Genomic DNA, 14,041 nt, shown 5'->3' with positions numbered 1-14,041 from the left:
AATTAAACAGGTATGCATCTATTCTGCAAAGCTCATAAAAAACCTTGTTCGTCGTTCAACTAATGTACTTCTCTGATATTTCAAAGCCTCATGAAAATTTTCGAAAGCCAGTCTTTCCATAATACAGCATTCCGATCTCATATCTAACAGCAGGTTACTAATTTCCTCCACTTCTGTCTTAGAGTTAGTAAAAATATACTTATTATCTATCAATTCTGGTATACCAGCTGTCTTAGCACCTATACAAGGTATTCCTCTGCTCATTGCTTCAATCATTGCTCTTGGCAGCCCCTCCTGTCTGCTCGGTTGTGCATATATATCTATGGAATCGAGCCAAGTAAAGACTTCATCATGAGGCATTTGCCCTATGATCTTAATTTGATCCGCTACGTTATTCATCTCCGCAACTTTTTTTAAGTAAGTTCCTTTTCCTCCCCCGATGAGTTGATACTCAAAGCAATCAATTCCCTGTTTTTTTAGCTGCCCCAGAGCCTGAATTATATATTGCTGGCCTTTATACAAAACATCTAACCCCGCAGCCGTACCTATAATTAACTTTGTATTCTTCTTATATTCCGAAATTTTCTTCAGTCTGCTTATAAGAACGTCTGTAGTTGCTGGTTGAAGTTCAACATTAGAACAGCCAATACTTTTTCCTTTCGTAGGATATCTTTTTTGAAGAAAATTATTTGTTACATATAAAACATAAGGAGCATTCCTTATCTGCCTGCGCATCATTACTGCCGAAAAAGGGGCTACTAATTTACCTTTAATACTGTAATTCCAATAGGAGTCCCACGGACAGCCGACGACTTCAACTAAATACTTTTTTTTCAAACTTTTACATAAACCAATACTGTAATTTCCTATTACACTCGGCAGCCGAATAAACACTAAATCGGCATTTAGAATTCTTTCCTTTAGTATTTTTTTTACCTTGTCAGTATTTATAATCATTCCGCTAAATGATGAAAGATTAGGACACTCTATTATGGATATCATTGGATTAGTCAGTTGGCTCATTTTTTTAATTGCTTGTTCTCTTGAAATGGGTCTTGTTCTTATGATAACCTCAAGTTCATCTGCAACGGCAAAATATCTTTGAAACATCTGGTCATTTAAAATACTATCAAAATAATCCCCATTTTCATCTTTATATAAAGGACCATCATAGCAAAATAATGCTTTCATTTAGTTAACTCCTTTACGATCTATTAAGTGTCTTTTAAGAGCCGTTTACGATCTTCCAGTATATATTGAAACAACTGTTCCTGGTTGAATTCTGTCATAGCAAATATGTAACCGTTTTGCCCCATTTTTTTTGTTTTTTCCGGATTTACATATAAAACATCCATAGCATTTTCCAGCGAATCAATATCTGCCTTTTTTACGATTATGCCAGTCTTCTGATCTTTCATTGCATCTATAGGACCTGGTATATCAGTAACAATAACAGGAACGCCCATAGCCTCTGCCTCAATAACACTCATTCCAAATCCTTCCCTATAACTTGGAAGAATATAAGTATCCATTGCTGCCAAATACTGTTCAACGACACTTGTATATCCTATATATCTAATTTGCGAGGAATTCTTTGACCACTGATACAATTCAGAATTGACATTTTCATCTGTCTCATTTGGTCCTACCATCAACAAGTAAATACAGCGATTTCTGCTGCTTATTCTTCTGAAAGCTTCTAATAACTCGTTAATTCCTTTGTCACGGGTTATTCTGCCTACAAAACCAAAAACAAATGCATTTAAAGGAATATTCAATCCACTACGGATCGCAATTCGATACCTCTCTTTATTAGCAATATTAAACTTCTTTAAATCAACACCGCAGGCGCTTCCATTCCAGATCACTGCACCTTTATGTTTCGGGTATAATCCGATTTCATGTGCAAAAGTTAAGTTGCTATTACTGTCTGGTTCAATCCATGTAGAAAGTGAGCATACAAATTTTTCTTCTATTTCGAATATTTTTTGCTTCAGGCCATGAAATCCAATAAAGGCCAGCCCCCACTGACAATATAATCTAACAGGTACTCCTGCCACTTTCCCAGAAATTGCAGCATATAAAGAGGCATTAGGCGATGAGTACTGAATCAGATCAAATTTTTCCCTTTTAAAAATTTTACGCATCTCAATTATTGATTTTATACCCGAAAAACTGATTCCACGTTTCATAGTAACCGGGAAATAATGAATATAATCTGGTAAACTCCTTGCAAAATCAACATCATAACTGCAAATAAAACTAATATCCCAGTCCGTATTTTGATGAATGTATATCGCTGTGTTTATAACAAAAGATTTTAGAGTCAATGGTATGGTGGTTATAAAACAAATTTTTTTCATCTAATTCTCCTTGCAGGATTTCCAACATACGTCCCCCGCTCATATATATCTCTAATAACGACAGTGCCAGCGCCAATCATACAATCGCTGCATATATACAAATTATTGATAACACAGCTTCCTATGCCTAACCAAGTCCTGCTTCCCACAGTTACACTTCCTGCAATATGTGCGCCAACTGAAATATGTACATAATCACCGATCTTATCATCATGGTCAATAGATGCGCCAGTATTTATTATACAGCCCCTTCCAACCACTGAATTGGAATTGATCACTGCGCCAGCCATAACTACTGTTCCTTTACCAATTTCAACATTTCGGCTAACCGAAGCATTTGGATGCACCAAAACAGCAAATTTATATCCCTTAAGACTTTCCTGAATTTTTTGTCTGATGTTTGCCTTTCCTATGGCAATTACAAATTCTGAAGTTTCTTTATATAACCAGGCATCAGTGCTCCTTCCTACGACTGGAAATCCAGCACATTCAGTCAACTCGCTATCATCCAAAAAGACAATATTTTTATATTCATTCTTTTCTGCAATATCTGCAACTACTTTACCGTGACCTGATGCTCCAATAATTACAAGTTTTCTCATATTCTTGATGTTCCCTTAAACTCCTCCATCGTAACAGATGTTTGGGAAGAAATACCTTCTCTCTTTATAAAAGCCTTTCTAACTGTACAGAAGATGATTTTTAGATCGCCCCAAAAAGTAATGTTATACACATACTCAACATCTAATTTAAATTTTTCTTCCCAGGATACTGAATTACGTCCGTTCACCTGGGCATGTCCTGACAGCCCTGGGCGAACATCATGTCTGTGTTTTTGCTCTTCACTGTAAAGCGGCAGATATTTTACTAATAAGGGGCGTGGTCCGACCACGCTCATATCTCCTTTAATAATGTTAAATACTTCTGGAATTTCATCAAGAGAAGTCGCTCTCAGCATTTTTCCAAATCTTGTTAATCTCATTTCATCTGGCAGAAGTTTTCCATACTCATCTTTTTCATCAGTCATTGTACGAAATTTATATAATTTAAAGATTTTCTCGTCCTTGCCTGGCCTTTCTTGAGTAAATAAGATTGGACTACCTAATTTAATACGTATCATAATAGCTAAAATAATATATAACCAACAGAAAACAATAAGTGCTGCAAATCCGCACAAAAGATCAAATGGTCGTTTAAAATACTTTTCATATGGCCTATGTAATTTTTTTACCTCATATCCTGTCCTCATATTTACTACCCTTCAGTTTTACAAAAATTACTGAAAACAATTGCGAATAATAGTTATAATTACATCTTGTTGTTCTGGTGTTATCTTGTTATCCGAAGGTAAGCACACTCCCCTATTAAATATATCCATGCCAACATCCATACTACTGCCTTCGGCATATGCGTTTGTTCTTGCCCTCCCATTTCCTTCTTGTGTTATGAAACCATTCATACGGTAAAGCGGCTGCATATGCATAGGTTTCCAAATTGGCCGGCCTTCTATATTATACTCCATCAGCTTCTCCAAAATTTCTGTAGGACAGCTCTTACCATTTTCTCTAACATACAAAACCTCTCTTTCACCTCTCACCTGCTTACTCATTGCACATTCATTGATAAGGATACAAGACAACCAGAAATTCGGCTCAGAATTTTCGCTGTCATATGGATTCATTGATACTGGAATATCTTTAAAACCTTCTTTATAACGCATATAAATAGCCTTTTTCTGTGTAATATGTTCCTCAAGATATGGGAGCTGCCCCCGGACAACTCCCGCTATAACATTACTCATACGATAATTGTATCCCAACTCCTCGTGTTGATACCAAGGCGCTTTTTCACGGCTTTGTGTCGACCACTTTCTTACTTTATTTGCTGCCTCCAAGTCATCAGTAAGAAGCATGCCTCCACAAGATCCAGTAATTATTTTATTTCCATTATAGCTAATACAGCTAAACTGGCCAAAGGTACCAGTCTGCTTTCCTTTATATGTAGCTCCAAATGATTCTGCTGCGTCTTCTATAATTAACGCATGATGCGTTTTACATATTTTCTTTATTTCATCAATTTTGCCTGGAGTACCATAAAGATGTGCAACCACAACAACCTTGACGTCCGGATAAAGGTCAAATGCTCTTTCTAAAGCTACCGGATCCATATTCCAGGTATCACGTTCCGTATCAATAAATACAGGATCCCCCATTTCATATACAACAGGGTTAACAGTCGCATCAAATGTTAAATCGGAACAAAACACTTTTTCTCCTGGTTTTACTCCTGCGAGTTTTACTGCCAGGTGGAGTGCCGCTGTACCAGTTGATAGTGCAACAGCATATTTGCAGCCGGTTTTTTCCTTAACAATGCGTTCTACTTCATTAATATTTTCACCAATAGTAGACATCCAATTTGTTTCATAGGCTTCCTGCACATATTTTATTTCTTCTCCATGCATAGTCGGAGATGAAAGCCATATTTTGTTTTCGAATGGTTTTATATTTGTTAATCTTTCACAATTCGTCGTACACTGGAAATCTGCATTACATTTTTTCTTCATTTGCTTACCTTTATTTTTCATTGTTCAGACTTATTTTTCTACCTTTGTTACTATTTCCAACCCTAACCTTATATCCATAATTCGTCCAAACATCTCCGTCTGAATAATTGCCATACGCTTATGTCTATCAATAAATTTTATTTCTCCTACCAGTTTAGTCATCGGACCAGAGGTAATAATCACTTGTTTTCCTGTTATATATCCTTCCGATACTTTCAACAAATGATTATTACCGCCGGTATCTCTTAAAAACTTCACTTCTGAATCTTTCAGTGGTACAAATTCGCTTCCCATGCCAAGTATCTTTGTAAGTTCTGGAATCTTTTTCAAATTTTTAAATAATTCATGAATCTGCTCCGTAACCATAAAAATATAGCCTGGAAATAACCGCAGCTCTTCTTTATGCCACATTCCCTCATAGCGGCGTTTTCTCTCATACATGGGAACAAAACACTCTTTTAATATGTCATTTCCTATTTGTTTACGGCAAAGTTCAGCTACTATATGTTCTTTCCCTGCACGAACCTGAACTGCATACCATTTCTGCTTTTCCATAAAATAACCCTTACACGTATATTCTTTACATCTTTACACTTTTTTAAGCCAGCAAAAAGGCAGGCTTCGCCATCTCATAGAAACTGCGTATTAGTATACACTCTCTATGAGTAATTATTTTATATAACAGGTATTGGCAAAAATGCGCAAAGGCGACAACTTCTTTCCAATACCTTTTGTAATTACCTTTTATTACTTTATGTAAAAAGCATAGATATTTCCAGAGCACCATTAACCTTCTGATTCTGTTTTTTCTGCTGCAGCAACTTGTTTTTCTACAACAGTGCCTTCTAACTTGTAATTATACTCAGGCACCAGCTTATGAACCATTGCTCTCATATCTTTTGTTTCCATCCAGGCAGCTTCATCGAGTTTCTTTAACTCGTCTTCAAACCAGGGATAATCAATATCCATCGGATGTCCAATAAAAATCCTTTTATTTTTGGTATCCTGAAGCCCTTCCTCTTCCATTAACAGTTCCTCAAAAAGCTTTTCACCTGGTCTTAAGCCAGTAAACTGAATTTGAATATCTTTATAAGGTTCATATCCAGATAAGCGGATCAAATTTTCAGCCATGTCCAATATCTTCACTGGTTCCCCCATATTAAGGATAAAAATTTCTCCCCCTCTGGCATAGGCACCCGCCTGCAATACCAGGCTCACGGCTTCTGGGATTGTCATAAAGTAACGAATTATATCTCTATGTGTTACTGTGACCGGTCCCCCTGCCGCAATTTGCTGTTTAAATAGCGGAATTACGCTTCCATTGCTACCTAAAACATTACCAAATCGGACTGCCACAAACTCAGTATCGCTTTTCTGATTACACATTTGAATTACCATTTCACATAACCGTTTGCTCGCTCCCATAATATTTGTAGGATTTACCGCCTTATCCGTTGAAATTAAAATAAAACGTTTTGTCCCATATTTAATTGCGGCCATTGCAGTTTTATAAGTGCCAATCACATTATTTTTAATCGCTTCATTTGGACTGTCCTCCATTAGCGGAACATGCTTATGGGCTGCTGCATGATATACAACGTCTGGTCGATACGTACGAAATAAGAAATCCAGACGATTTGTATTTCGTACCGAACCAATTAATACAGTCAGATTCAGCTCCGGATAGTTCCGTTTTAATTCCTGTTGAATCTCATAAGCATTATTTTCATACATATCAAATATAATCAGGTGCCCCACTTCATGCCCAGCCAACTGTCGGCATAATTCGCTTCCAATTGATCCGCCGCCTCCTGTAACCATGACAACTTTGCCTTTTACATACCCCATAATCTCGTCTAAATCAACTTTGATAGGCTCTCTCCCTAAGAGATCATCAATCTCAACATCTCGAAGTTTTGCAATACTAACCTCGCCACTCATTAATTGGTATAGACCTGGAAGTATTTTCAATATACATTTTGTTTTCTGGCAGATTTCCAGTATTTTTTTTCTTTCCACGCCTGTTGCTGTGGGAAGAGCAATATATATTTCGTCTATTTTATACTTCTCTGCCAGCTCAGGAATTTCTTCCCTCGTGCCGCGAATAGGAACTCCATTAATATATTTACCTATTTTATTATGGTCATCATCAATAATGCATACTGGTATTCCTGATGCCCTCTCACTGCTGTTTAATTCTTTTATTAATAGGGTACCAGCCTGCCCTCCACCTACAATCATTACCCGTTTTTGCACTGCAGCATCTCGTTTTCGCCCCAAATGCCTGCCCGCCAACTGCAAAGCCCTGTAACTCATACGACTTATACCAATAAATGCCGTCATGAATAACAGCCACAATATATGGTAGCTTCTAGGCACCACAATATTAAAAATATTCATACCTGCAATCTGTAAAACACAAGTCACACTGCAAGCCGCCACAATATATTCCATTTCTATAATACCGGCACTGCTCCATACTATGGAATATAAGTGAAACAATGAAAAAACTATAACAGTTGTCACTGTTAAAATACCTGCATATGACATCATTGCTTCAACATACTGTAAAGGAATGGATTTTGTGGACAAATCAAACCGGATCCAAAGAGCTAAAAATGAGCAGATCTGAATCATGCAGATATCGTAGATAAGAAATAATACCGATCGGAACCATTTATTTGCTATAATACGTGTCTTTATCATTTTATCCCCTTCGTATCCTACTTGCGTCTTCTTGAACGTTTTATCTGATTTTTTTCGCCGCCGGCAGCCATAGTCATCTCGTCTGTTTTTTCTGCCTTATCACTGCTTCCGCTGGCCCCATAACCGTAATACTTCCCATAGTACTTACTGTAATACCCGCTGTAATAGCCTTTATTCTCCTGGTCCACCTTGTTAAGAACCGCGCCCAGGATCCGGCATCCGCTCTTCTCCAGCTGGCCTTTTACCTTTTGAACCATCTTATAGCTGATGACTCCGCTCTCCACCACGATAACGGCTCCATCCACATTTCGCGCAATGATCGCCGCGTCAATGACGCTGCCCAGAGGCGGGGTGTCAATCAGAATGTAATCGTAGTTTCCCCGCTGTTCGCCGAGCATCTCCTCAAACCTGACATTTCCCAGAAGCTCCGCCGGATTCGGTGTGGACGGGCCGGCGAAAATTACTTCCATGTTTTCTATGTTTGTGCTGTAAGTGACATTTTCGGCGGATTCCTGGCCTACGAGATAATGGCTCAGTCCTCTCGTCTCCCGGTCGACGCGGTAATGGCCCATCAGGACGGATTTGCGCATATCCGCGTCCAGCAGAAGCACCCGTTTCCCATCCTCGGCAAATGATCTCGCCAGTTGGAATACGACTAAAGTTTTTCCCTCGTTGGGAATGGTACTGGTAAACAGGATCACCCTCTGGTCGTCACCGCAGAATGTGATGTTGGTTCTCAGCGTTTTGAACGCTTCGTTTGTCCGGAAATCCAGCTGCGGTATTTTATTAAATTCTACCTTCTGCATTTACTCCACCGCCCTTCTTCCCCATTTGCTTTTCTTTCTTTTTCTTTTCTCATTTTCTTCAAATTCCGGTATCTGCCCCAGCGTGTTGAGGTCCAGATAGCGCTCGATATCTCCGGCATTCCGAATGCTGTCGTTCATCAGATACAGCAGAATGATAACGCCTGCGGCCGCGATTCCTGCCGCCAGTCCGCCGAGTACCGTATTCTTTCTCACATTGGGACTGGAAGGCGCTGTGGGGAGATTTCCCTCTTCCACGATTTTTGGCGGCACCGAGTCCATGATCTCGGCAATGCGCGCTACCGACACCGATGCCATCTCATCGGCAATGGCCCGTGCTGTCTCTGGATTTGTATCCCTGGCTGAAATAGTCAGAATTCTCGTATCGGCCGGATTGTTGACCGTAATTTTCCCATTTAACTGCTGATAACTCATGTCTAATCCCAGATTCCTTGTCACCTGCTCAAGAACCGGACGGCTGGTCACCAGCACCTTATAATCCTTTGTCAGCTGTGTTCCCAACTGAAGATCTGACAGCGATGTAATATTGTTTGTCTTGTTTAATATGTAAATCATGGTGGAAGAAGTGTAAACCGGTTCCATCAGGGTTGTTGTGTACAGCATGGCCGCCGCCGCCCCCACGACAACCGCCAGAATCATAATCCACAGCCTTCTTTTCATCACCCAGAAAAGCTGCAGCAAATCAATCTCTATCTCATCGTCTCTTGTATCTTTCATCGTTCTCCCTCTGAAATTCTTATAGTATCCGGTCCTCCAGCAGCCTCGCAGGATTTTCATAGAGCACACGCTCCACAAGCCCATGATCACAGTGGCGTTCCAGCCATTCCACCGCCTTTCTCATCCGCGGCGGTTTCCTGTCCGCGCCATGTGCATCCGTGGAAATCAACTGGACATAACCGGCTTTCATCAATTTTCTGTACCAGACCATCCGCACGTCCGGAATCCGCTGAAAAAAGCACTCTGTGTTCATCTGAATCACAATTCCCAAATCACGCAGTTCCTCTATTCTCTCCACGCTCTGATACAGGCAGACATATCGCTCCACATGTGCCAAAACCGGGATATATCCCTTTCTCACCACGCGAGAAAGCCCCTGAAACATATCCTGGTATCTTACCCCCTGATAGAATTCCAGAAGCACGTACTTTGTATCTGCAATTGTAAATATCTCGCCCTGTTTTAACAGTTCCTCCACGCCGGAAACGCAGAGCACTTCGTTGCCGCAGTAATACTTTATGCCTTGAATCCCTGCATTTTCGGCGGCCTCTTTGACCTCATTTATTCGTTTTACAATGACTTCCTTCTCCGCCGAAACCTTCCCCGGTGTATAATGAGGGGTAAATACAATATGGCTGATACCTTCATCCCACGCCATCTGAACAGCACGCAGAGACTCCTCCAGAGAAACGGCACCGTCATCTATTCCATAAAGCAGATGGCAGTGGAGATCAAATAGACCGAGCGGCATTTTTGTACCCCCCCCCCCCCCGAAATGATTCCGATAATCATTATTATCTTTATTTCTTCCTTTTCTCATTCCTCTCATGCCATCCTCCCGACTTCATCTTTCGTACTTCATACATTTTGATATATAGAATGCCATTGCTGACAAACAGCAGCCCATGCCTCCAAGTGAAAGTGCACTGTATCCGGCTGAGACTGACAGATACCGGGCAAATTCATTCATATAGACCGGTTCTGTCCATACAGTTCCATCCCCTCCGAATCGCCAAAGCAAAAGACCGCAGACGGCAAGGCCTAAAAATCCCACAAACAGGCTGGCTCCGAATCTCTTGACTGCCCGGTAACCGGAACGGCTCAGGCAGATCAGTTCTGTGGTCCCCAGTGAAAAGACCAGAACAGCGCCTCCCAGTAAAACCGGCATCCAGCACACAAAATCCCTCGTCTTCTGGCGCCACCAGTCCATCCCCGCCCAGTGCACCAGATTCTCACACCGTGCCTCCAGGCCGTTCATCAGGTACTCCATGCCCGCGGCAGCCACTTCAGAATTCGGATATGCATGCCTGTAACCGGCAGATACAAAAGACCGCAGCGGTTCCATCGCTCCCGCTAAATCAGTGTGCGGCGATTCTCCCTCAAGCTCTGCTTTTACCTGCTGCCTGGCAGTCAGTACCACATTGGAATACTTGACCATGTCCCCGTAATCATATTCAGGCGCCTGGATCAAGGACAGAGTCCTGAATGTCTCCCGTTTCATATCGTCATAAACCGTCTGGTACCAGGAAGTCTTTTCGATCTGGTTTAACACCGCCTGTTCTGAAAATGCTCCAATGCGAAGCGATAGAAGCAGTCCTGAAAGGAAACAGGCGCCGGCCGTCATGCAGATTACAATCGTCTGCAGCACTTTTCTCACCTTGCTCCGGCGCCTTAAGCTCCGGTTCCTGGCAGTTTGGGCCAATGCCGTTATCAAAATGAGTAAACACACGGCTTCGCCCACCATGAGCAGGCAGTAAAGAGTCGGATCTAACAGACGGAGCCACCCATTTTCTGTTCCAACTCCAGTTCCTGCGTTCTCTCCTCCCGCACGATTCCCTCCGAACCACCAACACCCCGGTAGCCGGACAATAACAGGAGCACACTTCTTGAACTTTTCATCAAGCTTATTGCCGGTCCACTCCTCAAATGGTTCGTCAGACCTCTCCCCAAGCTGTTTGTTGGACCGCTCCTCATCTCCTGACAAGCCTTCCTGTCCATAGCCCTTTTCTTCCTGAGATCCCACCTCTGACTCCATCGCTTCTCTGGTATCTGTAGCGGTATCCCCACTGCCTCCGACTTCATAGAGATAGCCTTTCGTCACACCGCGTTCCACACTGCCGTACATTTCTGCGGCCGCGGCGGCGCAGGTATCTGCGTTTAAGTCCACATCCTCCCTGCAGAGGTATGCGATCAGCTGGTCGATATACGTCTGTTTTGCCCGGTACTCTTTTCCATTCCATTCAAACGTACCTTTGGCCTTTGCCACCAGCTCCTGCTCGCTGGCATTTAATCCGGAGGCGCAGCCGGTCAACGGTGTGATCAAAACAAATATAATGGATAAAAGAAATGTAAAAAGGATTACTGATAAACATTTTGTTCTTTGAATCATCTCAGAGGACCGTCACTCAATTGACAGCAACGGAATATACGAGAGTTCCGTCTTCATAACCATAGTCCAGCGTTCCGGAATAGGATACCGTCACCGTGTAGGACCCTCTGGCCTGAGAAAAGCTTCCGCTTCCCGAAAAGCCCAGGCTTCTCGCCGCTCCCACCAGGTCGCCTGCCTCATGAACCACTGCGCTTCCTCCCGGACCGCTGATTGTCACTTCATTGATATATCCGGAGGACAGAAACACCTCAAAAACCGACTGTGCAGCCGGAAGTCCCTCCAGCATGGTAGAAACTGCAACCGGAGTCACACGAATGCTCTGTCCGTCAATGGAAGCGCTGGCTATGTGTTCGCTCCCGCTTGTCTGATTGACTGCATCTATGATGTCATTCTGTACGACGTCCCTGACCCGCACTTTTTCCCTGGATGAACTGCTGTCTGAACCGGAAGTCTGGTTTCCGTTGGCGGACCACACCTGCGCAGTCGGAACAGGAGGTACGGATCCTACGGTTCCATTTTCCGTAAAGTGATAGATCACACCGTTAATTTCCTTATCCCCAGTAAACAGCGCTCCGCCCAGTTCCATATAGTATACTTTCTGGTCTACTTTGATCAGGCCGGTCTGCATGGCTCCGCTGTAAGCGAGAAAATACCATTTTCCATCAGGATCCTGGTGCCAGCCGGTCTTCATCGCTCCTGTGTCTGTTGCCAGGAAATACCACAAGCCGCTGCCATCCTGAAACCAGCCGGTCTGCATTATTCCATTCTGGTCAAAATGATACCAGCGCCCATCTGTATCCTGGAACCATCTGGCTGCCTGATACTGCCCTTCTACAGACATATAACGCCAGCCCTCCCCGGTTAAACTCCATCCCGGCGTCTGCGCGTAGACGGCTGCTGCCGCGCTGATACTAAGTCCCAGTGTAACAGCTGCTAGTTTCCATGTTTTTCCTCTCATCTTTTCTCCTCCTGATTGAAATAACCTGATTAAAAGACCTGTCCGCAATTGCCTTGTCTGCATGATTGGAATATTATGCCGCCTCGGCTCTCTGATTCTGCCCGAGAAATAACCGTCCAAGTTCGGTTTACAACATAATACACAATATGTAGTAAAAAAGGCCTGCGCTGTCATGTATTTGCGGCCTTTTTCCGTATTTGGAATAAATGCCGCTGTCCGAGCGCAGACCTGATCCTATTCGTTTTTATTGCCGCAAAGCCTTACAGGTTCTATAAAAAAATACCCTGTCGTATATTGACAACGAAACTTCGTTGCTGTATGCTTATCACAACATAATGTGTAATATGTAGTTTACCGTATTAAATCCTTGACATAAAAATCTAAGAGTTGTATAATTGTCACAACATAATGTGTAATATGTTGTATTTTTATATTATTAGACCCATTTCATTTAATTGTCTTTCATATTCCCAACTGCTCGTCATAGTATAAATCCTGGTTGTTTCGATGCTGCTGTGCCCCAAAATATCTGCCAGATGCACAATATCTTTCTGTTTTCCATAATATGTCCTTGCAAACAGATGACGCATATTATGGGGAAATACTTTTTCATGGGAAATCCCTGCTCTCTCACATATTTTGTTCATTTCAGTCCAGACATTGCTGCGGTCGATCGGTTTACCTGTCCGGGTTATAAAGATGCTTCCCGACTGGATGTCGTTATTGATACAGTAGTCTTTTAGTTTGTCCTTCAGCTTTAGAGGAATCAGGATAATCCGCTCCTTTCCTTTGCACGAGACGCTCGCATACCCCCTCTGCAGGGATTCTGCTGTTATATTGCGCAGCTCGCTGATGCGAATTCCGGTCCCGCAGATCGTCTCCATAACCAGGGCCAGCCGGTCTTTCTTCTCAATCTGGGCCGCTTCGACCAGTCGAATGTATTCCTCTCTGGTCAGCTCCCTGTTCTGATCGGTAAAAACGCGTTTCTGGATCTTCAGCAGCCTGACGCGGCATTCCTGTCTGTCGTAAAATGTAAGGAAACTGTTCAGCGCGGTTAAAAAGGAATTCACACTGGAAGGCTTATATCTTCCCATTAATTCTGTTTTGTAGTGCATGGCGTTTTCTTTCGTTATTTTGTCTTCCGTTCCCCCACAGGTCTGCAAAAAATCCAGAAATTTACCAGCATCCCGTACATACTTACTGACTGTCGACTTACTTTTCTCATTGTAGATGAGATACCTTCGATACTCTTCTAACATCATATCTGCATTCATTTCTGTCTCCATCTGTCTTCTCCTTTTCAATTTTACGTTTTATGCACTATTATTACCGATACCAAAGAAAATATTATCTGTTAGGAGATCAGAAAAAAAGTGTTTCATCCATTTCCTGTATAAAAATATCGGCTGATACGTCGCCCGAAACTCAAACCGTGGCTGGAAACGATGCAATATCCCCAAAACCATTGACTTTCCATTCGGAATTTGATAAATTTTTATTATTAAAACATCCTAATTCAGC

Annotated in this window: 13 protein-coding genes; all 13 read right to left on the bottom strand. The window is 42.1% G+C overall.

Annotation, left to right across the window (positions count from 1 at the left end):
- Nucleotides 1-18: 18 nt before the first annotated feature.
- Entirely contained in the window at nucleotides 19-1,191 is a 1,173-nt protein-coding gene (locus M1L66_RS04045) for a glycosyltransferase family 4 protein (RefSeq protein ID WP_110322902.1), read from the bottom strand.
- Between the two features lie 23 nt (nucleotides 1,192-1,214).
- Nucleotides 1,215-2,363 carry a glycosyltransferase gene (locus M1L66_RS04040; protein WP_434691085.1) on the bottom strand — a complete coding sequence of 383 codons (1,149 nt, stop codon included), beginning with the start codon at nucleotides 2,361-2,363 and terminating at the stop codon, nucleotides 1,215-1,217.
- Complete coding sequence (locus tag M1L66_RS04035; RefSeq protein WP_434691082.1) at nucleotides 2,360-2,965, bottom strand: acetyltransferase; 606 nt, start codon at nucleotides 2,963-2,965, stop codon at nucleotides 2,360-2,362. The genes M1L66_RS04040 and M1L66_RS04035 overlap by 4 nt, the downstream gene beginning before the upstream one ends.
- Nucleotides 2,962-3,612 carry a sugar transferase gene (locus tag M1L66_RS04030; protein WP_434691079.1) on the bottom strand — a complete coding sequence of 217 codons (651 nt, stop codon included), beginning with the start codon at nucleotides 3,610-3,612 and terminating at the stop codon, nucleotides 2,962-2,964. The genes M1L66_RS04035 and M1L66_RS04030 overlap by 4 nt, the downstream gene beginning before the upstream one ends.
- A gap of 27 nt (nucleotides 3,613-3,639) precedes the next feature.
- Nucleotides 3,640-4,824, bottom strand: a complete 1,185-nt coding sequence (locus tag M1L66_RS04025) for a DegT/DnrJ/EryC1/StrS family aminotransferase (RefSeq protein ID WP_434694191.1) — start codon at nucleotides 4,822-4,824, stop codon at nucleotides 3,640-3,642.
- Between the two features lie 132 nt (nucleotides 4,825-4,956).
- Nucleotides 4,957-5,481 (bottom strand): antiterminator LoaP, encoded by a 525-nt coding sequence (loaP, locus tag M1L66_RS04020; protein ID WP_434691076.1) that lies wholly within the window; start codon nucleotides 5,479-5,481, stop codon nucleotides 4,957-4,959.
- A gap of 231 nt (nucleotides 5,482-5,712) precedes the next feature.
- Nucleotides 5,713-7,632, bottom strand: a complete 1,920-nt coding sequence (locus M1L66_RS04015; RefSeq protein WP_434691074.1) for a nucleoside-diphosphate sugar epimerase/dehydratase — start codon at nucleotides 7,630-7,632, stop codon at nucleotides 5,713-5,715.
- A 17-nt stretch (nucleotides 7,633-7,649) separates the two neighbouring features.
- Entirely contained in the window at nucleotides 7,650-8,438 is a 789-nt protein-coding gene (locus tag M1L66_RS04010; protein ID WP_434691071.1) for a CpsD/CapB family tyrosine-protein kinase, read from the bottom strand.
- Nucleotides 8,439-9,173: a YveK family protein gene (locus M1L66_RS04005; protein WP_187022536.1), complete on the bottom strand. Its 735-nt coding sequence runs from the start codon at nucleotides 9,171-9,173 to the stop codon at nucleotides 8,439-8,441.
- A gap of 19 nt (nucleotides 9,174-9,192) precedes the next feature.
- Entirely contained in the window at nucleotides 9,193-9,924 is a 732-nt protein-coding gene (locus M1L66_RS04000) for a CpsB/CapC family capsule biosynthesis tyrosine phosphatase (protein WP_187022537.1), read from the bottom strand.
- A 93-nt stretch (nucleotides 9,925-10,017) separates the two neighbouring features.
- On the bottom strand, nucleotides 10,018-11,562 hold the full coding sequence (locus M1L66_RS03995) for a hypothetical protein (RefSeq protein WP_434691067.1): 1,545 nt from the start codon (nucleotides 11,560-11,562) through the stop codon (nucleotides 10,018-10,020).
- A 16-nt stretch (nucleotides 11,563-11,578) separates the two neighbouring features.
- The gene (locus M1L66_RS03990; protein ID WP_434691064.1) at nucleotides 11,579-12,520 is read right to left on the bottom strand and encodes a hypothetical protein; all 942 of its coding nucleotides are present in this window, start codon (nucleotides 12,518-12,520) and stop codon (nucleotides 11,579-11,581) included.
- 428 nt (nucleotides 12,521-12,948) lie between these two features.
- A complete protein-coding gene (locus M1L66_RS03985) occupies nucleotides 12,949-13,806 on the bottom strand; it encodes a tyrosine-type recombinase/integrase (RefSeq protein WP_187022540.1) in 858 nt (285 codons plus the stop codon).
- Nucleotides 13,807-14,041 lie beyond the last annotated feature (235 nt).

Origin of the sequence: Hungatella sp. SB206, assembly GCF_051132295.1 — a bacterium.
GTDB classification, from domain to species: domain Bacteria; phylum Bacillota; class Clostridia; order Lachnospirales; family Lachnospiraceae; genus Hungatella; species Hungatella effluvii.
This window is presented reverse-complemented; position numbering and strand designations above follow the sequence as displayed.

Coding starts and splice junctions, on each gene's coding strand:
- M1L66_RS03995 (WP_434691067.1), bottom strand. CDS start 11,562: ATGATTCAAAGAACAAAATGTTTATCAGTAATCCTTTTTACATTTCTT.
- M1L66_RS04000 (WP_187022537.1), bottom strand. CDS start 9,924: ATGCCGCTCGGTCTATTTGATCTCCACTGCCATCTGCTTTATGGAATA.
- M1L66_RS04005 (WP_187022536.1), bottom strand. CDS start 9,173: ATGAAAGATACAAGAGACGATGAGATAGAGATTGATTTGCTGCAGCTT.
- M1L66_RS04030 (WP_434691079.1), bottom strand. CDS start 3,612: ATGAGGACAGGATATGAGGTAAAAAAATTACATAGGCCATATGAAAAG.
- M1L66_RS04010 (WP_434691071.1), bottom strand. CDS start 8,438: ATGCAGAAGGTAGAATTTAATAAAATACCGCAGCTGGATTTCCGGACA.
- M1L66_RS04040 (WP_434691085.1), bottom strand. CDS start 2,363: ATGAAAAAAATTTGTTTTATAACCACCATACCATTGACTCTAAAATCT.
- M1L66_RS04025 (WP_434694191.1), bottom strand. CDS start 4,824: ATGCATGGAGAAGAAATAAAATATGTGCAGGAAGCCTATGAAACAAAT.
- M1L66_RS04015 (WP_434691074.1), bottom strand. CDS start 7,632: ATGATAAAGACACGTATTATAGCAAATAAATGGTTCCGATCGGTATTA.
- M1L66_RS04035 (WP_434691082.1), bottom strand. CDS start 2,965: ATGAGAAAACTTGTAATTATTGGAGCATCAGGTCACGGTAAAGTAGTT.
- M1L66_RS03985 (WP_187022540.1), bottom strand. CDS start 13,806: ATGGAGACAGAAATGAATGCAGATATGATGTTAGAAGAGTATCGAAGG.
- M1L66_RS04045 (WP_110322902.1), bottom strand. CDS start 1,191: ATGAAAGCATTATTTTGCTATGATGGTCCTTTATATAAAGATGAAAAT.
- loaP (WP_434691076.1), bottom strand. CDS start 5,481: ATGGAAAAGCAGAAATGGTATGCAGTTCAGGTTCGTGCAGGGAAAGAA.
- M1L66_RS03990 (WP_434691064.1), bottom strand. CDS start 12,520: ATGAGAGGAAAAACATGGAAACTAGCAGCTGTTACACTGGGACTTAGT.